The sequence below is a fragment of the Peribacillus sp. FSL E2-0159 genome (assembly GCF_038643155.1).
GTDB lineage: Bacteria > Bacillota > Bacilli > Bacillales > DSM-1321 > Peribacillus > Peribacillus simplex.
The window spans coordinates 1,763,146-1,789,511 of the sequence record NZ_CP152053.1 but is presented as its reverse complement, the minus strand read 5'-3'; the positions used below and the strand labels follow the sequence as shown (position 1 = coordinate 1,789,511).

The following is a 26,366-nucleotide window of genomic DNA, read 5'->3' as shown; positions in this document are numbered from 1 at the left end:
TTTATTTCCCCCTTACAATAGTTCCAAGCGTTTCGCCTAAAACGGCCCGTTTAATATTACCTTTTTCCATGATTGAGAAGACGATCAATGGAATATCATTGTCCATGCATAGTGAGGACGCAGTTGAATCCATTACTTCTAACCCTTCTTTGATCACATCAAGATAGGAAAGTTCATCATACTTCACTGCATTTTTGTCCTTAACCGGATCTGCATTGTAGACTCCATCAACATTATTCTTCGCCATCAAGATGACATCAGCTTCAATTTCAGCAGCACGCAGGGCGGCAGTGGTATCCGTTGAGAAATATGGATTACCTGTACCAGCTGCAAAAATCACCACTCTCTTTTTCTCCAGATGTCTGATTGCACGGCGTCTAATGTATGGTTCTGCGACTTGTCTCATTTCAATGGAAGTTTGCACGCGCGTTTCAATTCCAAGCTGATCAAGGCTGTCTTGTAATGCCAATGAGTTCATGACTGTAGCCAGCATACCCATATAATCGGCATTAGCACGATCCATGCCCATTTCACTGCCTATTTTCCCGCGCCAAATGTTTCCGCCGCCGACAACAACAGCCACTTCCACATCAAGCTCAGCCACTTCCTTGACTTGTTCAGCAATAGATTTAATTACTGCAGGGTTAATTCCAAATCCTTCTTCACCGGCTAATGCTTCGCCACTTAGTTTTAGAACGACACGTTTATATTTAGCGTTACTCATGAGAACCTCCAACTATGTAATCTTTTCATTCGTTCATCATGCTTTCTTGCAATACTACCAAAAATTCATGATATTTCAAAAAATAGGGAACACAAGAGTGTTCCCCATTATTAATTATCTGACAATTAGTCTTTTTTAACTTGGTTCATTACTTCTTCAGCAAAGTTCTCTTGACGTTTTTCAAGACCTTCCCCTACTTCATAACGAACGAATGATTGGATTTTTCCGCCTTTTGATTCAACGAATTGTCCCACTTTTTGATCAGGGTTCTTAACGAAAGCTTGTTCGTTAACACAGATTTCTTCGTAGAATTTATTGATACGTCCATCAACCATTTTCGCAACGATTTTTTCAGGTTTTCCTTCATTAAGCGCTTGCTGAGTAAGAACTTCGCGTTCGCGTTCTAATTCACTAGCATCTACTTGGTCGCGAGAGATATATTTAGGGTTAATTGCAGCGATATGCATTGAAACGCCTTTAGCTGCCTCTTCGTCAGTTGTACCTTCAAGAACTGATAGTACGCTGATGCGTCCACCCATGTGAAGGTATGCACCAAATGCGTCGTTATCTGTTTTAGAAACAACTTGGAAACGGCGAAGAGTTAATTTTTCCCCGATTTTAGCAACAGCAGCATTGATATGATCTGCAACCTTTGCTCCATTTTCCATTGTTTGCTCAAGAGCTACTTCAACGCTTTCAGGTTTGTTAGCAAGAAGGAATGCAGCCAATTCTTTAACAAGAGTTTGGAAGCCTTCGTTTTTAGCAACGAAATCAGTTTCTGAATTCACTTCAAGAATAACCGCTTGGTTTCCTTCCACAACGATTGAAGTTAAACCTTCAGCAGCAATACGGTCGCCTTTATTAGCAGCTTTTGCAATTCCTTTTTCACGTAGGAAATCGATTGCCTTTTCCATATCGCCTTCTGTTTGTACAAGTGCCTTTTTACAGTCCATCATACCGGCACCAGTTTTTTCACGCAATTCTTTAACTAATTGTGCAGTGATTGCCATAATATATATCCTCCTCAAATTAAATGCAGTTTATTCAATCTTTACCCATTATTGCCAAAAAATACTTGTTATCATCATAGTAAATAACGAGCCTTGACAATATTTCAGAAAAAACATCCACTTTTTCAGTCAATTTGACGATACTAAACTAGCTGATGATTTTCATCCCTTAAAAATCGCCCATACCTTTTTAAGTACAGTGATTTTATGTATGTTTATTTAGTGCAAAAAAAAGGGATAAAAGGCATTATCCTCTTATCACCTTTTTTTCTTACTGAATAAGCAACCTTTTTTACTTATTAAGCAGTAGTTGTTTCAGTTGCTGTTTCTTCGCCTTGTTTAGCTTCTAGGATAGCATCTGCCATTTTACCTGTTAATAATTTAACAGCACGGATTGCATCGTCATTCGCAGGAATAACTACATCGATTTCATCCGGATCACAGTTTGTATCAACGATACCAACAAGTGGAATGTGTAATTTGTGTGCTTCCGCAACAGCAATACGCTCTTTGCGAGGGTCGATAACGAAGATCGCATCTGGAAGAGTCTTCATATCTTTAATACCGCCTAAGAATTTCTCTAAGCGATCCCATTCTTTTTTAAGTTGGATAACTTCTTTTTTAGGAAGTACTTCGAAAGTTCCGTTTTCTTCCATTTTCTCGATATCTTTAAGACGAGCGATACGTTTTTGGATTGTTTCAAAGTTTGTTAAAGTTCCACCTAACCAACGTTGGTTTACATAGTACATACCAGAACGGATAGCTTCCTCTTTAACAGATTCTTGAGCTTGTTTTTTAGTTCCGACGAAAAGAACAGTACCACCGTTAGCAGCTAGTTCTTTCACGAAGTTATAAGCTTCTTCAACCTTTTTAACTGTTTTTTGAAGGTCGATGATGTAGATGCCGTTACGCTCAGTGAAGATATACTTCTTCATTTTCGGGTTCCAGCGACGTGTTTGGTGTCCGAAATGCACACCAGCTTCAAGCAATTGTTTCATAGAAATGACTGACATTTTAGTTCCTCCTAAATGGTTTTGTTTTTCCTCCGCACCGATCATTTTCATACAGAAACTGTCGTAACAGCACCATCTGCAAGAATCACGGGGCGTGTGTATTAACACCATTTCATAATATATCATAATGACTCTGCACAATCAAGAGATATCTTTATCTATTCATGCGAAACTTTAGTAATAGCTCTATCTCCGTTTGACCGCAACCTAACTTTTTGGCGATTTCCTCTACTGAATGTCCTTGATCCGCTAACATATCCACTTTTTCATGTAATGACTGTTCATTCAAAGAAACCTGCAGCATGTCCTGAAATTCCATGCGAGCCGCCTTCCCCTCGTTTTGTGGGGAAGTGGCAGCTGATGAAAGCTCCAATTTGTCCTCGACTTTTACGGGTAATGCATTGGCGTCATTTTCTTCAGCCATTATTTTATAGGCGTTAATCGCCTGCTTTTTAGCGGCGGCACGGCTTCCCTCTTTATACTCTAGCAGCATGTTTTGTTCTTGTTTTACTTCTTTATCTTCCTTTGTTTCTTTGATTGAACCATGTTCTTGTCCTTTTTGTCCACGCTCGGGACTCATCGCCACCGAATTGGTGAATGCCTTTACCAATGTCTCGTTGTCCTCTTTCATCTCCATTAAATAACCAGACAAAAGTTGTTCCATTTCTCCAATGATGGCTTTTTGGTCTTTTTCCATCTTGCTTAAACGATTTTGACGAAGATATAAAACGATGATGGCAAAAATGGTGAATATGTTTAATACAAAAAACAGAAATATAAAAAATGCTGACATTTTGCCTCCTAATTAACCGGAATAGTCAATCCTGTTACCTTTATACGGAAGGGGATCTTTTTTCACTGTTGTTTTATTCTTGATTACTTTCTCTATGCTCTTCTTGACAAAGTACAGTTCGAACATTCTGTGATTTCGAAACACTTATTGAAGCGGGTACGCGTAAGAATTCTTTCAAGTTGACATATAGTGGTTTCTTCGATCAATCTTTATGCTTCTCAGACTCCATAGCCCTCTTCAATCAAAATATCATGATTAAATCTTTTGATCTTGCATCGTGTTTCTTAATTTATATATCGCTTTCGAGTGAATCTGGGATATCCGGGACGTAGATAGGCTCATCACTTGTCCGATTTCGGTTAATGTCAGTTCTTCTTTATAAAAAAGCTGTAAAACCAACTGTTCTTTTTCATTAAGGGTTTCTATGACTTTGGCTAATTCCACATACAATTCTTCCCTTAATACATGTTCCTCAGGTAAATCCGCCTTTTCATCTTTTATATGAAAATTCGCGCTTTCTTTATCGTCCTCTTGGGGATTTTCATCCATTGATAGTACATTGGCAAAGAAATTCTCATTTAATGCAGCATATACTTCATCTTCCGGGATATTCAATTCAACGGCAATCTCATTTGGCGAAAGGTTCCTCATGTATTGCTGCTCCAGCTTTTCTTTTGCAGATTCAATTTTCTTGGCTTTATCTCTTGCACTCCGTGGAAGCCAATCCTCTTTTCTTAATCCATCTAAAATAGCACCACGAATTCTAAATGAAGCATATGTGTCAAACTTCAGGTCACGCTTCGTATCAAAACGTTCCAGGGCATCGAATAACCCCATCATCCCTAAACTCCTTATATCATCCCGGCTCACATTTTTAGGAAGACTTACTGAAATACGTTGAACATGATACGATACGAGTGGTATGTATTTCTTCACCAAAATGTCCCCGGCTAGCGGATCTCTGCAATCCACCCAATTTTTCCAACATAACTGCTCTTCTTCGATGGTCAGATGAGACATTGGACATCCTCCTAACATTGTTATACGATTTGTAATCAAAACGGCCCCTAAAGCCATAAATGCAATAATAATACGGTTGCAAGTGTACCTGTCATATTTTTGGCTTATAAAAGCCAAATCCGATCCTATATGTTTTTAGTCCCTTTTGAAACGGTCCGTATATTTAGCAAACAATCATTTAAATTGAATTCAATCGTTCTTCCACTATTCCCGCCAACATCTTCGGCAACGACTCTAATGCGCAAGTCAGATAACTCTTTCCGGACAGCTTCCACATTCCGGGGTCCTATTCTCATTAAATCCACTCCGGAGGCAAATTGAAACATTTGCGCTCCGCCAGCCAACTTCGCTTTTAGGAATTGCATCCTTGCGCCTTCTTTTACTAAAATCTGCACTAATTCCTTTATAGCCGTATCTGCAAATTTGGCAACGTTTTTCTGTCCCGATTTAGCGAGTGAAGAGTCAGGCAGCATAATATGGGCCAAACCAGCAATTTCTTTTTTTTCATCATAAATCACAACGCCAACACACGACCCCAACCCGGTAGTACGAATCGTATAAGGAGGTTTTATTATATTCATATCCGCTATTCCAACCTTAACAACCTGTACCTTTAACAATTCAGTCACACTCCTAAAGCAGAAAAAATGATATCAAAAAATTCGGGATCAGGTAATAGAAAGAAATGACCATTAATGGAGTCAGCATAAAGCTGGTCTTTTTCAAGTACAGTATCAATGACTATAGCTGTGTCACTTACTTGAGATAATTCCAATAATCCATAACTGATCGTTGCCCCTACCATATCGATGCTCAAGAATGGAACGGATGGATAGATATTCAATCGGGTGAATTCAGAAAGGGAAGAGAGAAAGGATCCCGATAAAATATTCCCTAATTCCTGAAGGCAAGAGAGTGCCAATTCAGTATAGGGTACGGAACTATCAAAATGGCCTCATCACCAATTATCTTAAGAATTCAGCTACAGGTAGCGAAAGGATAAAAAACATACTCCCTGAAGCATCACCTTCTATTCAAAGGAAAACGCTGGCAACGACGTGATCGGCCCCGCCAGCCATTTCCATCATTTCATCAAAGGAAACGATACGGACATTAGGAACTTTCATATCAAATTTCCTATTAAGGATGGTAGAAAGCGCAGTTGCTGCGTTCCCTGCACCTATATTACCGATTTCCTTCAAAATATCGAGTCGAAGAGGATTGATTTACCCGATGAACGACATATGATTATCCTTCTCTTAACATATTTTCAGTCATTTCTATACTTAAGGCCTTCTCCAAATTAATTAGGACGAGCAGTCGCTTTTCAATTTTAGCCACTCCGCTAATGTATTCTGAAGCCAAATGTCCCACAACTTCAGGCTGAGGTTCGATACTTTCCACTGGCATATCCAAAACATCATTGGCAGAGTCCACTATCAACCCAACCTTCATATCATCTAAAATGACGATGATAATCCTTGTTGATTCATCGTATTCCACCTCTTCGAAACCAAAACGAACCCGTAAATCAATAATTGGAGTGATTACACCCCTTAAATTTATGACTCCCTTAACAAATTTTACAGCCTTTGGAACTCTGGTAATATGCAGAAGCTTTTCGATACTACTAACCTTATCCACTGGAATTGTATATTCTTTATCCTTAATTTGAAATACGATTACTTTCATATCCTCCGACATCTATTCCCCTCCTTTAAAAAAACTCATGATGATTGTGTAGTCTTGACGAAATCTGAATCGACACCTTCGAACCAACGTCCCATTCCCCTGCCCCATTTATCTATCATTCAATGAATCAATGTGTTGCAATCTATGATTAAAGCAACTTGACCATCACCAAGTATCGTTGCCCCCGATATTGCAAATGCACCAGTTAAATAATTACCTAGTGATTTCAGAACGATTTCCAGCTGCCCGATAAATGAATCTACTACTAATCCTGCTAATTTATCGCCTTTTCTTACAATGACTACAGAGAGGGACTCTTCTTCTTCCTGACTGATAGGCACTTCAAATATATCTTTCAAGAACAGAAGCGGTAGAACCTTCCCTCTGAAGTCAATAACTTGTTGATTATGGGCATTCATGATATCTGCTTTTTTTATGATTGCTGTTTCTATAATGGAAGAAAGCGGTATGGCATATTTTTCGTTTTGGATTGCAACCAGCATGACAGAAATAATAGACAATGTAAGCGGAAGTTGAATAAGGAAGATGGATCCTTCATACTCTTTGGAATCGATCGTGACAGATCCACCGAGGGACTCAATAGTATTTTTAACCACATCCAGCCCTACACCGCGTCCCGATACATCTGAAATGGTTTCCGCTGTTGAGAAACCAGAAGCGAATATCAGTTCATAGATTTGCTTATCCGTTAGGGTGGCGGCAGTTTCCTTAGTTAATATCCCAATGGATAGCGCCTTGTTCAAGACTCGATCTTTATTGATGCCTGCACCGTCATCCTCGATTTCAATGAAAACATGATTGCCGCTGTGATATGCTTTTAACAGGATTTTACCGTCTTCATTCTTTCCATTCGCCAGACGTACTTCAGACGTTTCAATTCCATGATCCATGGCGTTTCTTAATAAATGGACGAGAGGATCACCGATTTCATCAATGACTGTACGATCAAGTTCCGTTTCTGCACCGTTGATTTCTAAATTGACTTTCTTGTTTAAATCCCTTGCCAATTGACGAACCATTTTAGGAAAACGATTGAATACAGTTTCCACTGGCACCATCCGCATATTCAATACGATTGTTTGTAAATCACTTGTTATACGGGACATTCTTTCTACTGTTTCATGCAATTCTTGATTATCCAAATCACTAGAAATTTGGTCAAGTCTGCCTCTATCGATTACTAGTTCCTCGAATAAGTTCATTAATATATCAAGCCGCTCAATGTTCACCCGGATGGTCTTGGTTGATGGCGTCTTAACGGGTGCCTGTTTTTTCTTTTCATCATTATCAGTTGGAAGCAAGGCATTATTTGTCTCTTGTTCCGGAATTTCAGCAACTTTATCCTCTTTAGAATTGGGTGCATGCCGCAAGCCTTCAAGATCGAGGGCATTTACAACAACTTGATCCACTTCTGAAACCTTCTTGATTTTTTTCTTTATCTCTTCAACCGATTCTGTTGTTACCATCGTGACCGTAAATTGCTGATCGAATTGCTCTTCTTCCAAAAGTTCGACGGGTGGGTGTGACTTGATTACTTCACCTGACTTTTCAAGCACCTCGAAAACCATAAACACCCGGGCAGCTTTTAAAAGACAGTCCTCACGCAGCCCTATCGAAATTTCGAAGCTGTTGAAGCCTTGATCTTTGGACTGCTGAAGTACTGTCCACTCAAATTCATCGTACTCTCCCGCAGTCATTTCCTCCTTTTCAAGGACGGCAGAAGCTGATGCAATCTCTGCAATGGTGGAAGAAATGGGCGACTCCCCTTTTTCAATCATTTCCAGCTGATGGATAACCCCCTTCACATTTCTTTTTCCATCTCCACCTTCAGCAATGGACATGACCATCGCCTCTAAATCATCAACAGCTAAAAATATCACGTCAAACAATTCAGGCGAAAGGGCGATTTGACTGTTTCGGATAGCATCCAACACATTCTCCATTTTATGAGTTAAATTGGCTAGATCCTCATACCCCATAGTTGCCGACATTCCTTTTAAAGTATGGGCGGAACGAAAGATTTCGTTTACGATCGAGAGGTCTTCCGGGTTCTTTTCGAGTACCAGCAACTGTTCGCTGCACGTTTGAAGATGTTCTTTACTTTCTTCTATAAATACCTCTAAATACCGATTCATATCCATACAATCTCACACCTCCACGTGTTAGCAATAGCTTATTATTGCTTTAGCTATTTTTTCTACATCCTCTATGCTATCTATTGACTGGGTATTGATTGCCGCCTTAGGCATACCAAAAACGATTGATGTCTCCTGTGATTCGGCTATCGCTTTTAATGGCCCATTTTGTTTAAGCTTGATAAGCCCCATTGACCCGTCCATCCCCATCCCGGTCATGATGACGGCTATTTTTGCAGAATCATTCATTTCACTTACCGATTCAAATAGCACATCAACCGACGGGCGATGTCCATTACGCAATTCGGATTGATCCAAAAGGATTGCCCAGCACATTCCGACTTTCCTCACTTTCAAGTGAAAACCACCAGGTGCGATGTAGGCGACACCTTTTTGAATCAGTTCTCCCTCTTCAGCTTCCTTCACTTTAATCTTGCATAATGAATTCAGGCGTGTTGCCAAGGATTTTGTGAAACCGGGAGGCATATGCTGAACAATGAGTATCGGAGCATCAATTTCTTCCGGGAGTCCTGTCAAGACGGTCTGCAGAGCTCTCGGGCCTCCTGTGGATGTCCCGATGACTATTATCTTTTTATGACCATAGGACCATTTTGTTTGTTTTTTTTCGTTTTTCACTGATTTCATTGAATCTATTCTACTACATTTTCCCCAAACGGATTGACTTCTTTCAATATTTAACGTATTTTTTTCTAGTTTGTGAACATTTGCCCTGCTGGCAGCCATAACTTTTTCATGGAGTTCTTTCTTTATTTTATGTAAATCCAATGAAATGGCACCCGAAGGTTTAGCCACAAAGTCAAAGGCTCCGCTGTTCATGGCGGCAAATGTATTTTCCGTTCCTTTTTTCGTTGTGCTTGATAACATGACTACAGCGGTTGGACATTCATTCATGATCAGGTTTAATGCTTCCAATCCGTCCATAATCGGCATTTCCACATCCAAAGTCACGACATCGGGTTTTAAAGCCTTTATTTTGTCTATGGCATCTTTTCCATTCCTGGCAGTCCCGATGACTTCTACCCTGCTATCTTCTGCTAAAAACTCTGAAATCAACTTTCTCATAAACGCAGAATCGTCCACTATCAGCACTTTTACTTTACCCATATTAGGAGACCTACTTTCCCAAAAAATATCTCTTCATATTTTGGAGGAAATGGCTTTTTTGCAAAGTCAATTCTTCACCAAATGAATGATTTACATATCTCGAAGCAATGTCCATAATGGCTTTGGATACATCGGCTTCAGAATCGAAAAGGAGAAAGGGCATTTGTTTTGTAACAGATTTGGGTACGGTTCTATCATCTGGCAAGTACCCTAGTGCTACAGTTTCCAGACCCAAAAATTTCACTAGTGCATTTTGGAGCCGCTTAATCGTTTCTTTGCCATCCTTACTCGTGAAAACACGATTGCAAACTAGGAACAATGGAAACTCTTTATTTACTGAATGAATATATTTCATTGCGGAATATGTATCCATGATAGAAGTAGGTTCAGGCGTGGTGATAACGACTAATTCATCCACACATAACATGAATTTCATGGAATCCTGAGTGATGCCTGCACCCATATCAAATATGATATAATCGTAATTCGCCAACAATAAACTGAATTCTTCATTAAAACGGGAATACTTATCTTCATCAAGTGAAAAGAGATTTGTCACCCCTGTTCCACCTGTAATGATTGAAATATTTCCCGGTCCTGCCATGATGATATCCTTCAAACTACAATCGTTTTCAAAAAAATCTATAATACTGCAGGGCGAGTGCTCCCCGATCAAAATATCAATATTCCCCATACCGATATCCATGTCGAACAACAGTACTTTTTTGCCTCTTTTGGATAAGGCAATGGAAAAATTCAAAGAAAAGTTTGATTTTCCCACTCCACCTTTACCTCTTAAAACGGCAATCGTTTTGGCCATTGAATGATTTTGGCGGGCTTCCAATCTTCTTCGTAAATTCTCAGCTTGATCTTTCATATTTTTTAGCCCCAAAAGCCGTTTCCAATAGCTTTGATGATGTAGCTATTTCAATATCGTCCGGCACATTCTGTCCATCTGTTATATAGGCGGCTCCTAATTTATGGGTGTGTATTAAATTGAATATCGGCCCGAAAGTGGAAGTTTCGTCCGCTTTTGTAAAAATGACCTGTTTAATCGGTATGGTAGCAAACTGACGATAAATATCTTCCATATCCTTTTGTTTAGAAGTCAATGACAACACTAAATAGGTTTCCATCTCATCTGTAAAATGGATGATTTCATTAAGATCCTTAACATATTGCTGGTTACGGAAATTCCTTCCTGCCGTATCAATAAAAACAAAATCATAATGCGAGAAACGTTCAGCCGCCCTTTTGAAGTCTTCCAAATTATAAGCGACTTCAATTGGAACGTTTAAAATCTTGGCATATGTCTTAAGTTGATCTATTGCAGCAATCCTGTATGTATCCGTCGTAATGAAAGCCACCTTTTTATCATGCTTCAACATGGTTTCCGCAGCTACTTTTGCCAGGGTCGTTGTCTTTCCCACACCTGTTGGGCCAACAATATTAATATACTTTTTTTGCAGACCGGGTTTTCCGTTTTCAACCTTTTCCAAAATAGCGAACATGGCTTCTTCTAACCAAACTTGAACCTCTTCATCAGTAGATCGTTGTTTAAAAACGAACCATTTTTCTAGTAGTTCATCCATGATTTGGGACCTAAGTGATATATCCACTTCTTGCTCGGTTAGGTATTCGTTGATTTTCTGCAGTTTCCCCGGAAATTTTCTATTAGGTGAATAGATTTGCAAACTCTTTAGCATGTCTTTCAAACTTTCGATTTCTTTTAATAAGTCAGCACTATCCCTACTGCCGTCATTAGATTCTGGGGCATGACTTTCTATTTCCAGCTTTGATGGCAACTTCTTCGACTTTTGTTTGGTTACGGTTTGGATCGGCTGGGACACAGGGTCTATGGCTGCAATGACTTCAATATTCCTCTTTTTGAATAATCCTAAGAAACCACCAGTATATACTGCCTTTGAGCTTAAGATTACCGCATCAATGCCTAGTTCTTCCCTTATTCGCTTCATTGCCTCGTTCATTGATGGTGCCAAATATTTCTTTACCTTCAATCGAAATTCACCACCCCTACACTTTGTACTTCTACATTCGATTCAAGTTCATTGTATGAAAGAATCGGTACATTAGGAAAATAACGTTCAGTTAATTGCCGGGCATACATCCTCATTGCTGGAGAGCAGAGCAAGATCGGTTGGTGATCCATTAGGGTCAGCTCCTCCAATTTGGCTGCAATAGCCTCCAATATGGATTGCGATATAGTTGGATCCAATGATAAAAAATTACCATGTTCGGTTTGCTGTACACCATCCGCGATGGTCTTTTCCACTTTTCCCGAAAATGTTATGACTTTAATTCTATTTTCATCCGAAATAAAAGAATTCGTTATTTGTCTTGCTAAATTCTGCCTTACATATTCAGTTAGCAAATCTGTGTCAGTCGATAACTTGCCATAATCAGCAAGTGTTTCGAAAATGATCGGTAAGTTCCTTATTGAAACTTTTTCCTTCAATAATTTTGCCAATACCTTTTGTACCTCTCCTATAGACAAGGGATTCGGAGTGACTTCCTCAACTAGTATAGGTGCCGATTCGTGGAGATGATCAATCAATTGTTTCGTTTCCTGCCTGCCCAATAATTCCTGCGCATTGGCCTTTATGACTTCCGTCAAGTGAGTGGATACAACACTTGGCGGGTCCACAACTGTATACCCCAACATCTCGGCATGTTCTTTCATCTCATCCGTAATCCACTTGGCCGGTAAACCGAAAGACGGTTCTATCGTATCGATTCCTTCTATTGAATCATCCTCCATCCCTGGACTCATGGCCAAGAAATGATTAAGGAGCAATTCCCCCTTTGCCATGACACTTCCTTTAATCTTCAGACGATACTCATTGGGATTCAACTGAATGTTATCACGTATTCTGACGACAGGAATCACGAGACCCAATTCAATTGCAAGCTGCCTGCGGATCATGACTACCCGGTCCAGCAGGTCTCCCCCTTGATTGGCATCCGCAAGCGGAATCAATCCATACCCGAACTCAAATTCGATCGGGTCGACACTTAAAAGGTTAACGACGCTTTCTGGACTTTTCATTTCATCGGTTTCCAGCACTTCTTCCATTTCTTGTATTTCACTTTCGTCCTGCTTTGGTATCCTTGAAATTGTATACCCTCCAACGACTAATAAAACAGCAATCGGAATGGTGAATAAGTCGGAAATGGGAGTGAATAACCCTAAAAGGAAAATGGTTGCTGCTGTTAGGTAAAGCATTTTGGGAAATTGAAATAACTGTTCAACAATATCCGCTCCGAGGTTTCCATTCGAGGCTGCCCGGGTTACGACTATTCCCGTAGCTGTAGAAATCAATAAAGCAGGAACCTGACTCACGATACCGTCACCCACCGATAACATGGAAAAATGGATGGCTGATTCACCAAAGCTCATATCCAATTGCATGACGCCAATAATCATACCGAAAATCAAGTTAATGATGACAATGATGATGCCCGCTATGGCGTCCCCTTTAACAAACTTACTCGCTCCATCCATGGATCCATAAAAGTCTGCTTCGTTACTAATTTTTTCCCTTCTGGCACGTGCTTCGTTTTCGGAGATCATCCCAGCATTTAAATCTGCATCTATGGCCATCTGTTTCCCTGGCATCGCATCCAGCGTAAACCTTGCAGCTACCTCCGAGACCCGTTCGGAACCTTTCGTGATGACGATGAAATTGATGATGACCAAAATGATGAATACAACTAATCCTACAAGCACGTTTCCGCCGACTACAAACGACCCAAAGGTTTCTACAACCCCTCCAGCATCACCATAGGTCAAAATGGCACGAGTCGTTGAAACATTCAACCCCAGCCTGAACAATGTCAGTAAAAGGAGCAAGGAAGGAAAGATTGAAAATTCGAGAGGTTCTTTCATATTCATCGTAGTCAATAGAACCAGCAACGCAAGAGAGAGATTTAAAAGGAGTAAAATACTTAACAACCATGTTGGCAATGGTATGACCAACATGGCAACGATCATGATGACGCTCGATATAACAACTAAATCCCTTGCTCGCATGTTTTTTCTCTCCTAACTAGCGGGTTACCCTATTACTTCTTTACAGTTTACCTTTGGTTTTATATACAAAGGCCAGTATTTCAGCGACCGCCTTAAAGAACTCTTCAGGTATCGCCTGGCCTACTTCAGCTTGATCATATAAAGATCTGGCCAAGGGCCGATTTTCCACCATGATCACATCGTTTTCTTTAGCAATGAATTTAATTTTCTGAGCAACAAAATCAACACCCTTTGCCACTACATACGGTGCATCAGCCTTTTCTTCATCATATTTTAAAGCAATAGCAAAATGCGTCGGGTTAGTGATGACGACATCCGCATTGGGAATTTCCTGCATCATTCTTTGAGCGGCCATCTGTCTTTGCTTTTGCTTTATCTTGGATTTGATGAGCGGGTCCCCTTCGGAATTTTTATACTCATCCTTAATATCCTGTTTGGACATCCGGATGTTTTTTTCAAAGTCATATTTTTGGTACAAATAGTCTAATAGAGCAATGAACAATAACGCCACGGCAGCATAAAATCCTACTTTAATCGTAATATCCGCCAATGTTGCCATCGCATCTTCCACAGAAATCTGTGATAAAATCATAATCTCGTCCATGCGCTGCCATAGTACATAAAAGGTAACAATACCAACAAATGATATTTTAAGAATGGATTTCAATAATTCAACAATGGCCCTCATTGAAAAAATACGTTTGAATCCTTTAATGGGATCCAATTTATCAAGTTTGAACTGAATGGATTCAGTCGAAAACAAAAAACCGATTTGCATGACATTGGCCAATATCCCAGCCACTATCGCTGCTGCGAAAACGGGTCCTAGGATAAGGCCCATCTCCTTTATAATCTCAATCATGATAATTTGCATATTCTCCTCGCTGAATCCAGTCAAGGTAAAATGGTGCAGGTATTCTTTCATGAAATCGAGCAAATGATTATACATGTACGGTCCCATAAGCAATAGCACTGAAAACACTGCAATTAAATTCACAGAGGTATTTACATCCTGACTCTTTGCCACCTGACCTTTTTTCTTCGAATCCTGACGTTTTTTTGGAGTCGCCTTTTCGGTCTTCTCACTAGCGAAAAACTGTAAATCCAGCTGAAAACTCTCCATATCAAACGCCTCCAATCAACTGCATTAGTTGACGCATAGTCAATAGCAAGAAATTGAAGAGTTGGGTTACGACCGTCATCATCATCCCCATTACCAGTATGATAACTGCTAAGCCGGCAATGATTTTTACCGGAATCCCGACAACGAACACATTTAATTGAGGGACTGTCCTGGCAAGGATCCCTAGCGTGACATCCACTAAAAAAATACTTCCCACTACAGGTATTGACATTTGAAAAGCAATCATGAAAGCTTTGCTGAAAGCTTTGGCCAAATATTCTATCAGTGTATGATCTCCGTATGGTACAAATAATTGGTCTATCGGGATGAACTGATAACTATAAAAAATTCCATCCAAAAGCAAATGATGGCCGTTAGTAATCAATAGGAATAATAAAGCAATTGTATAAAGGTATTGTCCCATCAACGGGCTTTGTGCCCCCGTTTGGGGATCGATGACATTCGCAATTGAAAAACCCATTTGAAAATCAATCAATCCGCCAGCGATTTGAACGGCCGATAAAATCATATAAGCTGCAAAACCGATGAAAAGCCCAACCAGCGCTTCCTTCATGATCAATAAATAAAATGTGACATCCAATTCCAGAACCGGAGTATCGATGGTGTAATACATGATCCAGGCAAGGAAGATCCCAAGCCCTACCCGATGTTGTACCGGTATTGAACGGTACGAAAAAATCGGCATGGCCACAAAAAACGTAGTTACCCGTACAACAATTAATAAAAAGGCGGGAAAGTGCGGAAATAATTCCTCCATGCCCTACCCTACAAATCGATTCAGATTACCGAATATTTCATTTGCATATGTTAATAGGTGGCTCAGCATCCATGGAGCCAATAAAATGAGTCCCAGTAAGACTGCGACGATTTTTGGAACAAATGCCAAGGTTTGTTCCTGAATCTGTGTAGTCGCCTGAAAGATGCTTACTAATAGTCCTACAATAAGAGCGATTACCATCAATGGGCCAGCGATAATCAATACCATATAAATGCCTTTTTCTGCTATATCAATAACAAACTCTGCACTCATTTTTTCTCACCTGCTTAAAAACTCTGTAATAAAGACTTCACTACTAAATACCATCCGTCAACAAGAATGAAAAGGAGGATTTTAAATGGCAGGGAAATCATAACTGGCGGCAACATCATCATTCCCATTGACATCAGGACACTTGCTACGACCATATCAATAACCAAAAATGGAATGAAAATCATAAAACCTATTTGAAAAGCTGTTTTGATTTCACTGATGGCAAAGGCTGGTACAAAGGCAGTCAAAGGAATGTCCTGTATCGTTTCCGGCTTATCTACCTTGGCATACTCCAAGAATAACGCCAGGTCCTTTTGCCTTGTATGGGCACTCATGAATTGCTTAAATGGTATCGAGGCCTGTACATATGCCTCTTCTAAATCTATCTCTTCATTAAATAACGGGGTTAATGCCTTTTCATTCACTTCCTGAAAAGTCGGTGCCATTATGAAGAATGTCATGAAAAGTGCCAGGCCGACCAACACCTGATTCGGCGGCATCTGCTGGGTAGCTAGCGACGTTCTCACAAAGCTCAGGACAATGATGATTCTTGTAAAACAGGTCATCAAGATCAATATGCTTGGAGCCAGCGATAAGACAGTCATTAGAAGAACAAGTTTGACAGAAGTAGAGACATTAGTGGGATCACTGTTATTAAAAAACTCCATGAACTCATTCATTCCTTGTCTCTTCCTTTCCTACCAAGCTCGTTTAACAGCTTTTTCCTGCTATCAGACATTTGATCAAGTTGATTTTTGAACTCTGCGGAGAAACTAGCGGTTTCGGATCCGCTTTTCTTCAACCACTTATTTTTCAACTTCATTGCAAGTTCCCCAGGCTGGATCATATGATCGATCTTATCGTTGTGATCTTTCAAAAGCTGTTCATATTCCTCGGGATCATCTATTTCTTTCAAGAGCTGAATATTTTCGCCAACCCCGATCACCAATATTCGCCCGCCGACTTTAACAAGCTGGACAGAACGATTTGCACCAAGGCTCGTACCTCCTAAATTCTCCACTGAATTTGCCTTTTGATACGATTTACTTTTTTTATTGATGAATTTTAACAAGATATATAGAAGGGCCACTACAAAAATAGTAGCAAATATCATCCTTAGAAACTCCCAAACAGTTATCCCAACTTTGTCAGGATTCGAAGCCTGTTTGGCAGACTTCGAGTCTTTTGATTCATCATTATCCACCTTTAAATCATCTGGCTGTTCATAAACATCCTTCACTGTTTTTTCAAGATCTTCCGCATGGGCCTGTATGGCCCCAGAGAAGAATACTGCTAACATCAGTGAGACCTGAAGCCATTTTTTAATTAAAAACAATATGAAGACACCCTCTTAACTTAATGCTTTATTTATGGCTTCCAATACACGGTCTGCCTGGAATGGCTTCACGATAAAGTCTTTTGCACCAGCCTGGATCGCATCAATGACCATGGCTTGCTGCCCCATCGCTGAACACATAATGACCTTAGCTTGAGGATTTACCTTTTTAATTTCCTTTAATGCTGTAATTCCATCCATTTCGGGCATGGTTATATCCATCGTTACAAGATCCGGAAGGGTTTCTTTATATTTATCCACTGCTTGGGCGCCATCTGCCGCTTCCCCGACTATTTCAAAACCATTTTTAGAAAGGATATCCTTTATCATCATTCTCATAAATGCTGCATCGTCCACAATTAAAATTCTATTAGCCATTATTTTCGTCCCCCGAATTATCTTATTTTATTTAATCGGTCACTTTGACTCATGATATCCGTAACACGTACTCCAAAGTTTTCATCAATCACCACTACCTCACCTTTTGCTATCAAGCGGCTGTTTACCAGGATATCTACTGGCTCCCCTGCTAATTTATCCAATTCGATGATCGATCCGGAGGATAGCTCCAAAATATCCTTGACGGAGCGTTTCGTTCTTCCAAGCTCCACAGTTACTTGCAAAGGGATATCCATCAGCATGCTGAGATTTTTCGTTTCAGACTCCTGAAGCTGAAAAGGCTGAAAATCAGTGAAACTGGCAGGCTGAACATTTACCGGCTGTCCTGTTGGTACGGATGAAACTCCAAAATGTTGTGGTACATTCGGTATTTGGTTCGTAGGTTGCGTTTGGCGACCGCCTTGTCCATAAGTTTCATTTGCCGATCGATCAGACCGGGCGTCCTGGAATGGTGCCGGCTCCTGAGTTGGAATATTTGTTACTGGATCACTAAGTACTTTTTTCGTTTTCATATCGGTAGGTTCGCTTTCGCTCGTCCCATTTAATAATTCAGAAACTAACCCTTTAGCAAACTCTAATGGCAATAATTGCATAATACTGGAATCAATTAAGTTACCGACACGGAGACGGAACGAGATTTTTGCAAATAAATCCTCGTCCGGTATCGCATTTTCACCTTCACCTTTTAGAAAGTTAAGTAAATCTATGCTAGGTGGAGAAATATCCACTTTTTTACTAAATATGGTCGACATGGATGTAGCAGCGGAACCCATCATTTGGTTCATGGCTTCCTGGACAGCACTCAATTGAATTTCTCCTAGCAGACCAGAAGGGTTCTCCCCATCTCCTCCAAGCATCAAATCTGCAATGATAGCAGCATCGCTCTGCTTGATGACCAGCATATTTATACCCGAAAAACCTTCTGTATATTGCACTTGAATCGCTACATACGGATGCGGGAATTCTTCCGCAATCTGTCCCCGTTCAATTAAGGTAACCGTCGGGGTGGTGATTTCCACCTTCTGATTCAACAAAGTGGATAGGGCAGTGGCCGAACTTCCGAAGGAAATATTACCAATTTCACCGAGGGCATCAAGTTCCATCATTGATAAATAGTCGTCAATCGAGAGAGGGATCACCTCATCTTCTATATCACTTGTACCTTTTAAAAGGGCATCTATCTCGTCTTGCGAAAGCATTCCATCACTTACCATCTTCGTCTCCCCCTTTCAAAATATCAAGAATCTGGATAGCATGTTTTTTTCCCACTTTTCCTGGCTGCCCGCTGTATTTTGGGATCCCTCCAATTGTAATCTTCAAAGGTTCATCAATTGCCTTATTTAAATCGATGACATCGCCAACATCAAGCATCAAAAAATCCTCGATGGTGATGTCCGTAGAACCAAGTTCAGAAATAATGGGAAGATCTGCGTTTCGAATCCGCTTTTCCAAAATCATGATTTCCTCTGGGATTTTTTCCTTTTGGGAATTTTCCATCCAATAATGAGCAGATAACTTTGGTATGATCGGTTCCAATACGACGTGAGGAATGCAAACATTAATCATACCGCTCGTTTCGCCGATTTGTGTATTCAAGGAAATGACCACAACAGTATCATTGGGCGAAACCAGTTGTAAAAATTGTGGATTCACCTCGAACTCTGTCATCACCGGTTCGATTTCAACAATCGTTCCCCAAGCCTCCTGTAAATTTTCAAAAGCCTTCTCGAATAAATTCGACATGATTTTCGTTTCTATTTCCGTTAAACTATCAACCTTATTCACGCTTATGCCCCGCCCGCCCAAAACACGATCCATCATGGAATAAGCTATATTCGGATTGACCTCAAGAATGATTCGGCCATCCAAGGGCGGCACCTCAAAAACATTCATGATGGTCATTTTCGGAATCGATCGGATAAACTCTTCGTATGGTATTTGATCTGCCGAAGCAACGGATATTTGGACATATGTTCTAAGCTGAGCAGAGAAGTATGTGGTCAGCAGTCTTGCAAAGTTCTCGTGTATCCTAGTCAAACTGCGGATTTGATCCTTTGAAAACCGAAGCGCCCTTTTAAAGTCGTATACTTTCACTCTTTTTTCTACTTCTTCTTTTTTTAAATCATCTGCATCCATTTCACCTGTGGAAATGGCCGATAACAAAGCATCGATTTCATTTTGCGATAATATTTCCCCGGACATTAACACTCACCTCCAAAGCTTCCCCTTCTTATTTAATGAAGCAAGGATGTTCTTATTGCAGAATCGAGGAGGTTATATAAACCTTTTCAACTTTTCCTTCTTCCATTAATTCATTCAATCTAGTCTTTAACACTTCTTGAAGCTTTTCCTTGCCTTTTTTACCGGTTAACTCTTCCGCTTTCATTTCGGACAGTTCGGTAATGATAATATTTTTCACTTGAAAATTTCTTTTTTCCAACTCTTCTTTTGCTTTTTTATTTTCTGTTTGGACCATAAATGAGATTTTGATATAATCATTGCCGGCAAGATTCGTAGTAATTTCAGGAATCTCAACTGATGATTTGACAATTTCGTCAATGCTAGGTTTATCTTCGGCAGATGTGGGATCAGATAACTTTGTCACAACCACGACCGCTATGACACCAACAAGCGTTATAGCCGCGAGTATAATCAACATAATAGTCATTAGATTTTTTTTCATGGACTTTCCTCCACATCCTTACGAAAACCGAGAATATTAACGGTACGATAAAATTGTATAATAGCTTCAACCAGTTCCTCTTCCTTCTCTAGCACAACGATTTTCTTACCATTTGTAAAAGTAATGGTCGTATCTGGAAATACCTCGACTGTGTCAATGTACAATGCATTGATATGAAAGCATTTTCCATTGAGCCTTGTGACTTTGATAATGATATTTAGGAGCCAGAGCAAAGAGCACCCGGTTCCTCCCTCCCTTATCCTATCGTTTTAAGTTAACCAATTCCTGTAAAATTTCATCCGACGTCGTGATGATCCTTGAATTCGACTGGAAACCACGTTGCGCAACGATCATTTCAGTAAACTCTTCGGATAAATCCACATTGGACATTTCCAAAGAACCTGATGCAATCACACCTCGCCCCTCACCTGCGATATTGATGTTTGCAGTACCTGAATTGATTGATTCCTGAAAAGTATTACCACCCGTTTTCGTCAAGCCTGTTGCATTGGAAAACTTGGCGACGGCCAGTTGACCTAAGGTTGTGATCAGACCGTTGGAATAAACGCCATTTATTTCCCCTGATGAACCAATATTAAAGCTTTCCAGTTTACCTTCTTTATTACCATTCGGATTGACAAGAGCAGTGGTGGAACCTTTAACTTGAGTAAGGTTCGAGAAATCAAAATCCAAATTAACTTTTTGAACGCTTTCATCGACCGCTGTATCCAAGTCATCCTCTTTGCCGCTTGAAATGTTAATGGTTTGACCTGCCTGGGTTTTATCAGCTGCCACTATCTGACCATTAGCATCGAAACTTACCGAAGTGAACGGTTTTGGTTTAGTAGTTGATGTATCCCCCAAAGCAGCAGTTTCTTCATCAAAAAGGTCCCATTTATCACCACCCGTTTTTTGGAAATAAATAGTTGCCGTTTGTTCTTTCCCCTTTTCATCCACGACTTTCATTTGCTGGCTAAATACGGTACCATCAATTGCGTCAGCAGCTAGATTTCCACTTACTGATATTTTAGTAGTGGTAATGGCAGGTAAAATCGCATTGACGTTAACAGCAACATCGCCAATCGTTTTTGATCGTTTCCCGTTTTCATCAACATTGTAAGCCTGTACTTTCAAACCATTCGCATTAACAAGCGTACCATTATCATCCAAATAAAAGTTTCCTGCACGTGTATATGAAAGAGAATCGCCTTGTTTGACGACGAAATAACCATCACCAGATATTCCTAAATCAAGATCGCGGCCGGTGGTTTGCAGGCTTGACTGTGTATGGATCGTATCGATTGTAGCAATCGTGGAGCCCAATCCAATTTGTTTAGAATTGGTTCCGCCTTTATTGGCTGTTGCTGCACTTGCACCAGATACCGTTTGGTTCATCGCATCGCTGAATGTCACACGGCTTTTTTTGAAACCATATGTATTGACATTGGCGACGTTATTACCGATAACATCCAATTTTGTTTGTAAGTTTTTTAATCCGCTTATTCCCGAATACATTGAACGAAGCATGTAAAAGCTCCCCTTTCATATAACGACTGCTTCCGTCATTCCACAGTCTAGGCTTCCTGTTTTAGGTCCAGCCTATTTATCTAAAATTATGGTTCCATTGATGTTCGTGAAAAATATTGATGTTGCTTCATCCCTGTCCATGACCGTGATGACCTTGTTGTTTTTCGTGCTTACTAACAAAATTACCGTTAAGGCAAAGGCAGTGATCCAGCAAGACTTTCAAAAGCATTAAGCCAATGAGGTGTGGCAAAAGCTGAGCGGAATTTGCTTGAAAACCAAGTTCATTCATATTCCCGTCCCTTAAGCTTCAGCGATTTTTATCAATTGCTCTGATGATAACTTGGTGTTGTTTTCATCATCCACTTCAATTTCCAGCTTGCCATTACTCATGGATACCGAGATTACAACAGCGGAATACTCTCCATTTTTTTCGTCCATCCAGGAAACGCGCTTGCCTATTAATTCACTTGCCGCCGTCAAGCTGTTCGACGTGGAACTTGTTTGTTTCATTGCTGAAATATTTGCGGGTTCAAGCTTCGTGCCATCTTCTAAAAGAAAATAAACACCATCACCCTTATATTGGATCGACTTCACGATGCCTTTCCCTTCTTCTATCGCAAGGTCATCATCGCCCTCATCCAATTTGTGCCAAGTGACTTCCTTTCCGACAAATGAGTTATAGTTCATTAAACTATTTTGTTGATTGATCCCGATTATTTCTTCCATTTGGACTCCCATATTCATCATCTGTTCGAGAGAAGAAAAAGTGGCCATTTGGGCGATAAATTCCGTATTGTCCATCGGACTTGACGGATCTTGATTTTGAAGCTGGGTAAGCAACAATTTCAAGAAATCATCCTTTCCCAATGCATCCCCGGTTTTTCTGTTTTCAGTTTGAGATTTTGATAATAATAGTGACGTATCGATGGTCGTCATTTTTTCACCTACACTTCCAGATTTAACAGAGCATCGGCAAGGGATCCCGTAAACTCGCTTTCCGTTTCATCATTGCTTTCTTCCTTACTCTCCTGTTGTTCATTATGTTCATCCGCATCTTTATGGCTGAATTTCTCAGAGTTAAAAGCATTGAAGGCCTGTGATATTTCAATTCTTTCAATTGGAATGTTTTGTCCGCTAAAGGCTTGTTTTAAGCCATGAATCTGATTCTCCAGCATATCTTTGGCCTGAGCAGTAGAGGCCATAATCTTGGCTGACAGCATACCATCCTTTTGAATCAACTCGATTCTTAGGGAACCTAAATATTCAGGAGTCAATCTGATCAAAAGTTTATTTACACCGTTAGTTCCGCTAAAGTTCGCCTTACTCAAAATATTTTCAAATTGTTTAACAAACTCTTCTTGACTTACAGTTTGCTCACCTTTGGGAGCTGCCAAGACGAATTGCTCCAGCTTTGTCATGAGAAAAGGCATACCAGTCCCTTGATGTTTACCACTATCCGGACTTTGCAAAGTCACACCGCTGCTTACTGTCCCGTCTTTATTTCCCTTGTCACTCCCGGATAATTGCGAGAATGCACTTTTCAATGTTTCTAATGTTTTATTTTGCCCTTTCTCCAGAGTGTAGGATTGATCAGGTTCTGCTTTTGACTGATTGGACAGCCATCTCTCCAACTTTCCCGTTAACCCTTCAAGCAGATGTTTCATTTGTTTCTGGATGGCCGCTTCATCTTGGGTCATATCCTTATTTTCTGAGTGAAGATCTTGAGTTTTCACCAGCTTCAAAAGATTCACCACACCGGATAATGAGGGGTCATGCCATTTTTCTTCGCTCAAAACAGTAATTTTTTTCAGGATGGTATACAGATCCATGACATTGGCTGATAACAAACTTTGTGGATTCAGGCTGAAGTCATCCACTTCTTGTTCTAAATCCAGATCCTCGATGCTCCCAAAGAAATCATCAAGGGCACCCTCATCATTTCCGGCTACATTTTTTAGGACCTGTAAAATAAGGTTGTTGTCTTGTTGGTTTACAGAAGAGGCTTCGGCAACTCTCTCTTCCCATGTTTCACTTAGCCTTTCAAGTTTCAAAAAACCAAGCAAATCCTTTATTACAGACATTCGTCCTTCGGTGATGGCGCCTATATCCGATGGAATGGGAGGTTCTGTCCCAATGGCTGATTGAAGGACTGAACCAAACTCTGAATCAGTTTGCTGATTTGGCTTACCTGGTCCCTTTAGACCTAATGATGCCAAGGGAAGTAAAGAATTAATCGCTGAATTCATATATTCACCTTCTCACTCTTTCCACTTAAGAACTTTGTTCCGTTAGTTTCTTCGTTAACCTTGCAGCATCAGCCGTATTCATTTGCTCCAAAACCTTAGCTAAAGTGGCTGCTTTCATACTTGAGAGAATCTCCACTGCATCTTCATCATTCATTTCCATAATGATAGGTGCAGCCTTCTTGGGAGCCATAGTTTCATAAGTACGGATTATATCTTTAAACGCTTGTTTACTATTATTCTGACTATCCCTAAATTGATTCATTTCTGTTTGAAGCTGCTGTTTTTCCGCTTCTGCCTTTGCAATGGCCTTGTCACGTGTATCAATGATGTTCTCAAGCTTTTCTATCTCTTTTTCCTTGTTTTCAATCTCGTTTTCTAATTTTTCGAGTTTCATGGAAACTTTCTCATCATTCTTGGCTGGCTTCCCCTTCTCTTCATCCTTTTGATCCGATTCAATGAAGGGTATTTTCGCAGACATTTCCTTTGCCTTTTCCACTACATTCACCCCTGCAACTGTAAAAACGATCAACGCTACAGTTACCGCAAAGATTAATGGAATGACGATGACAAGAAACCATTGAAACTTACTTATCTTGCTTTCTTCCAATTCTTCCAATCCATTAGATTCACTTTTTTTACGCATTCCATCACCTTACGCCTTTGCTTAAGAATTGCCGGATAGATATTTCATCCATTTGTTTGTTCTCAGCTTCCTTAATGACATCGAGGAATTTAAGAAAACCATTTTCTTTCAATTTCTCGTACTTTTTAACCTCAATATTTCTTTCCATTAATATATCCCGTTGATTATTCATCTTGTATCGCGCTTCAATGACTTCTTGTTGACAGTAACTTAAGAGTTTTTCCAAGTTGTCCATAAATAACTGATGATGACGAATTTCCTGAACGGATAATCCATTTCGCAGCTTTTCCTGTTGAAACTCAAGCAACTCTTCTTTTTTCTTTAAAAGCTTATATAACTTTTCTGCCACTTCTTCAAATTTTTTTAAAGCAGCATTATATTTAGCTAGTGCATCGGTTTTTTCTTTTTCTTTGATGGTCAGGATCTTCTCGAATTTATATTGATAAATCATTATTAATCACCTTTCTCCATCAATTCGACAAGGGCGTTGATACTATTATCTTTGGAAGCTTTTTCATGGGTTCCTTGCTTCAAAAATGAAATGATTTCCGGATAGCGTGTAATCGAGTTATCAATTTGTTTGGAAGAACCCTTCTTATAAGCTCCTATATTAATCAAATCTTCCGACTCCATATAGGTTGATAAACTTGCCCGCAATTTTTCTGCGGCATTTTTATGCTTGTCACCAACAATATTGTTCATGACACGACTAATGCTCTTTAATACATTGAGCGCTGGAAACTGTCCTTTATTGGCCAAGTTACGGTCTAGGATGAAGTGACCATCCAAAATTCCCCTGACAGCATCAGCAATCGGTTCATTCATATCATCACCGTCGACTAGTACCGTATAAAAAGCTGTAATGGTCCCCAACTGATTTGTTCCCGTTCTTTCGAGTAACCTTGGAAGAATAGCAAAAACGGATGGCGTATATCCTTTGGTCGTCGGCGGTTCCCCGATAGCAAGCCCAATTTCCCTCTGGGCCATCGCAACCCTTGTGACCGAATCCATCATCAGCATCACATTCAATCCCTTATCACGAAAATATTCCGCGATGGCAGTTGCCGTCAAAGCACCCTTTATCCTCATCAACGCTGGCTGGTCAGATGTCGCCACTACAACGATTGATCGTGCCAGCCCTTCTGGTCCAAGATCTTTCTCAATGAATTCTCGAACTTCACGGCCGCGTTCTCCAATAAGACCGATTACGTTTAAGTCAGCCGTCGTATTCCTTGCTACCATACCAAGCAACGTGCTTTTCCCGACACCGCTCCCTGCAAAGATACCAACACGCTGTCCTTTTCCAACCGTTAATAAACTATCAATCACCCGAACTCCTACATCTATCGGTTCATTAATGGGAGGTCGTTTCATCGGATTCGGCGGATCTTGATCCACAGAAATTGTCGCGAGATCTTTTGGAAGCAGTGAGTCATCAATGGGATGTCCCAAGGGATCGACTACTTTGCCAATTAGCCCGCTTCCCACCTTTATCTCAAGGCTCCGTCCGCTCCCTTCCACGATACAACCCGGTGCAATATCACTAACTGCTGTAAATGGCATTAAAATAACCATTTCATCACGGAAACCGACAACTTCAGCTAAGATTCGATTTTTCTTTTTTTGTATTCCTGTATAGATATAACAAACATCACCTACAGAGCTTTCAGGGCCTTGAGATTCTATCATTAGCCCCACGACACATTTGACCCGTCCATAGTGTTTGAATGGATCAACTTCATCAACTAAGGGCAATAGGTCTCTAGTTTTCATC

The 26,366-nt window shown here is 40.2% G+C and carries 29 protein-coding genes and 2 pseudogenes; all 31 read right to left on the bottom strand.

Annotation, left to right across the window (positions count from 1 at the left end; all coding sequences use genetic code 11):
• Window position 1: 1 nt before the first annotated feature.
• Window positions 2-724, bottom strand: coding sequence for a UMP kinase (pyrH, locus tag NYE63_RS08930; protein ID WP_057913387.1), 723 nt, complete (start codon window positions 722-724; stop codon window positions 2-4).
• 125 nt (window positions 725-849) lie between these two features.
• Window positions 850-1,734, bottom strand: a complete 885-nt coding sequence (gene tsf / locus NYE63_RS08925) for a translation elongation factor Ts (RefSeq protein WP_342604852.1) — start codon at window positions 1,732-1,734, stop codon at window positions 850-852.
• Between the two features lie 299 nt (window positions 1,735-2,033).
• A complete protein-coding gene (rpsB, locus tag NYE63_RS08920) occupies window positions 2,034-2,747 on the bottom strand; it encodes a 30S ribosomal protein S2 (RefSeq protein ID WP_034313644.1) in 714 nt (237 codons plus the stop codon).
• Window positions 2,748-2,901: 154 nt separating this feature from the next.
• Window positions 2,902-3,540, bottom strand: a complete 639-nt coding sequence (locus NYE63_RS08915; RefSeq protein ID WP_342604851.1) for a hypothetical protein — start codon at window positions 3,538-3,540, stop codon at window positions 2,902-2,904.
• A gap of 255 nt (window positions 3,541-3,795) precedes the next feature.
• Window positions 3,796-4,560: a FliA/WhiG family RNA polymerase sigma factor gene (locus tag NYE63_RS08910; protein ID WP_342604850.1), complete on the bottom strand. Its 765-nt coding sequence runs from the start codon at window positions 4,558-4,560 to the stop codon at window positions 3,796-3,798.
• 125 nt (window positions 4,561-4,685) lie between these two features.
• On the bottom strand, window positions 4,686-5,189 hold the full coding sequence (locus NYE63_RS08905; protein ID WP_342604849.1) for a chemotaxis protein CheD: 504 nt from the start codon (window positions 5,187-5,189) through the stop codon (window positions 4,686-4,688).
• Window positions 5,186-5,786: pseudogene (locus NYE63_RS08900) on the bottom strand (chemotaxis protein CheC). Before NYE63_RS08900 ends, NYE63_RS08905 begins: the two are co-directional and overlap by 4 nt.
• A gap of 22 nt (window positions 5,787-5,808) precedes the next feature.
• On the bottom strand, window positions 5,809-6,264 hold the full coding sequence (locus NYE63_RS08895) for a chemotaxis protein CheW (RefSeq protein WP_342604848.1): 456 nt from the start codon (window positions 6,262-6,264) through the stop codon (window positions 5,809-5,811).
• 107 nt (window positions 6,265-6,371) lie between these two features.
• On the bottom strand, window positions 6,372-8,414 hold the full coding sequence (locus NYE63_RS08890; RefSeq protein ID WP_342604847.1) for a chemotaxis protein CheA: 2,043 nt from the start codon (window positions 8,412-8,414) through the stop codon (window positions 6,372-6,374).
• Window positions 8,415-8,435: 21 nt separating this feature from the next.
• Window positions 8,436-9,533 (bottom strand): chemotaxis response regulator protein-glutamate methylesterase, encoded by a 1,098-nt coding sequence (locus tag NYE63_RS08885; RefSeq protein WP_342604846.1) that lies wholly within the window; start codon window positions 9,531-9,533, stop codon window positions 8,436-8,438.
• A 10-nt stretch (window positions 9,534-9,543) separates the two neighbouring features.
• Window positions 9,544-10,410: a MinD/ParA family protein gene (locus NYE63_RS08880; protein WP_342604845.1), complete on the bottom strand. Its 867-nt coding sequence runs from the start codon at window positions 10,408-10,410 to the stop codon at window positions 9,544-9,546.
• Entirely contained in the window at window positions 10,394-11,551 is a 1,158-nt protein-coding gene (gene flhF / locus NYE63_RS08875; protein ID WP_342604844.1) for a flagellar biosynthesis protein FlhF, read from the bottom strand. Before flhF ends, NYE63_RS08880 begins: the two co-directional genes overlap by 17 nt.
• The gene (gene flhA / locus NYE63_RS08870) at window positions 11,548-13,584 is read right to left on the bottom strand and encodes a flagellar biosynthesis protein FlhA (RefSeq protein ID WP_342604843.1); all 2,037 of its coding nucleotides are present in this window, start codon (window positions 13,582-13,584) and stop codon (window positions 11,548-11,550) included. The genes flhF and flhA overlap by 4 nt, the downstream gene beginning before the upstream one ends.
• A 40-nt stretch (window positions 13,585-13,624) precedes the next feature.
• Window positions 13,625-14,707 carry a flagellar biosynthesis protein FlhB gene (gene flhB, locus NYE63_RS08865; protein ID WP_342604842.1) on the bottom strand — a complete coding sequence of 361 codons (1,083 nt, stop codon included), beginning with the start codon at window positions 14,705-14,707 and terminating at the stop codon, window positions 13,625-13,627.
• Window position 14,708: 1 nt separating this feature from the next.
• Window positions 14,709-15,485, bottom strand: coding sequence for a flagellar biosynthetic protein FliR (gene fliR / locus NYE63_RS08860; RefSeq protein WP_342604841.1), 777 nt, complete (start codon window positions 15,483-15,485; stop codon window positions 14,709-14,711).
• A 3-nt stretch (window positions 15,486-15,488) separates the two neighbouring features.
• Window positions 15,489-15,758: a flagellar biosynthesis protein FliQ gene (gene fliQ, locus NYE63_RS08855; RefSeq protein ID WP_342604840.1), complete on the bottom strand. Its 270-nt coding sequence runs from the start codon at window positions 15,756-15,758 to the stop codon at window positions 15,489-15,491.
• Window positions 15,759-15,772: 14 nt separating this feature from the next.
• Window positions 15,773-16,438 (bottom strand): flagellar type III secretion system pore protein FliP, encoded by a 666-nt coding sequence (gene fliP / locus NYE63_RS08850; protein WP_342604839.1) that lies wholly within the window; start codon window positions 16,436-16,438, stop codon window positions 15,773-15,775.
• Window positions 16,435-17,094: a flagellar biosynthetic protein FliO gene (locus NYE63_RS08845; RefSeq protein ID WP_342604838.1), complete on the bottom strand. Its 660-nt coding sequence runs from the start codon at window positions 17,092-17,094 to the stop codon at window positions 16,435-16,437. Before NYE63_RS08845 ends, fliP begins: the two co-directional genes overlap by 4 nt.
• 15 nt (window positions 17,095-17,109) lie before the next feature.
• A complete protein-coding gene (locus NYE63_RS08840; protein WP_125161940.1) occupies window positions 17,110-17,472 on the bottom strand; it encodes a response regulator in 363 nt (120 codons plus the stop codon).
• Between the two features lie 17 nt (window positions 17,473-17,489).
• Window positions 17,490-18,707, bottom strand: a complete 1,218-nt coding sequence (gene fliY, locus NYE63_RS08835; RefSeq protein ID WP_342604837.1) for a flagellar motor switch phosphatase FliY — start codon at window positions 18,705-18,707, stop codon at window positions 17,490-17,492.
• Window positions 18,697-19,695, bottom strand: coding sequence for a flagellar motor switch protein FliM (gene fliM, locus NYE63_RS08830; RefSeq protein WP_342604836.1), 999 nt, complete (start codon window positions 19,693-19,695; stop codon window positions 18,697-18,699). Before fliM ends, fliY begins: the two co-directional genes overlap by 11 nt.
• Window positions 19,696-19,747: 52 nt before the next feature.
• Window positions 19,748-20,176 (bottom strand): flagellar basal body-associated protein FliL, encoded by a 429-nt coding sequence (gene fliL / locus NYE63_RS08825; RefSeq protein WP_342604835.1) that lies wholly within the window; start codon window positions 20,174-20,176, stop codon window positions 19,748-19,750.
• Window positions 20,173-20,388, bottom strand: a complete 216-nt coding sequence (locus NYE63_RS08820) for a flagellar FlbD family protein (RefSeq protein ID WP_342605713.1) — start codon at window positions 20,386-20,388, stop codon at window positions 20,173-20,175. Before NYE63_RS08820 ends, fliL begins: the two co-directional genes overlap by 4 nt.
• A gap of 49 nt (window positions 20,389-20,437) precedes the next feature.
• Window positions 20,438-21,703: a flagellar hook protein FlgE gene (locus tag NYE63_RS08815; protein WP_342604834.1), complete on the bottom strand. Its 1,266-nt coding sequence runs from the start codon at window positions 21,701-21,703 to the stop codon at window positions 20,438-20,440.
• Between the two features lie 72 nt (window positions 21,704-21,775).
• Window positions 21,776-21,883, bottom strand: a pseudogene (locus tag NYE63_RS08810) (flagellar protein); the annotation flags it as partial.
• Window positions 21,831-21,992 carry a hypothetical protein gene (locus NYE63_RS08805; RefSeq protein WP_342605888.1) on the bottom strand — a complete coding sequence of 54 codons (162 nt, stop codon included), beginning with the start codon at window positions 21,990-21,992 and terminating at the stop codon, window positions 21,831-21,833. The pseudogene NYE63_RS08810 and the gene NYE63_RS08805, both read right to left, overlap by 53 nt.
• Window positions 21,993-22,003: 11 nt before the next feature.
• Window positions 22,004-22,639, bottom strand: coding sequence for a flagellar hook assembly protein FlgD (flgD, locus tag NYE63_RS08800; RefSeq protein WP_342604833.1), 636 nt, complete (start codon window positions 22,637-22,639; stop codon window positions 22,004-22,006).
• 8 nt (window positions 22,640-22,647) lie between these two features.
• The gene (locus NYE63_RS08795; RefSeq protein WP_342604832.1) at window positions 22,648-23,949 is read right to left on the bottom strand and encodes a flagellar hook-length control protein FliK; all 1,302 of its coding nucleotides are present in this window, start codon (window positions 23,947-23,949) and stop codon (window positions 22,648-22,650) included.
• Between the two features lie 25 nt (window positions 23,950-23,974).
• Window positions 23,975-24,592: a hypothetical protein gene (locus NYE63_RS08790; RefSeq protein ID WP_342604831.1), complete on the bottom strand. Its 618-nt coding sequence runs from the start codon at window positions 24,590-24,592 to the stop codon at window positions 23,975-23,977.
• A 4-nt stretch (window positions 24,593-24,596) separates the two neighbouring features.
• Window positions 24,597-25,043: a flagellar export protein FliJ gene (fliJ, locus tag NYE63_RS08785; protein ID WP_342604830.1), complete on the bottom strand. Its 447-nt coding sequence runs from the start codon at window positions 25,041-25,043 to the stop codon at window positions 24,597-24,599.
• A gap of 2 nt (window positions 25,044-25,045) precedes the next feature.
• Window positions 25,046-26,365, bottom strand: a complete 1,320-nt coding sequence (fliI, locus tag NYE63_RS08780) for a flagellar protein export ATPase FliI (RefSeq protein ID WP_342604829.1) — start codon at window positions 26,363-26,365, stop codon at window positions 25,046-25,048.
• Window position 26,366 lies beyond the last annotated feature (1 nt).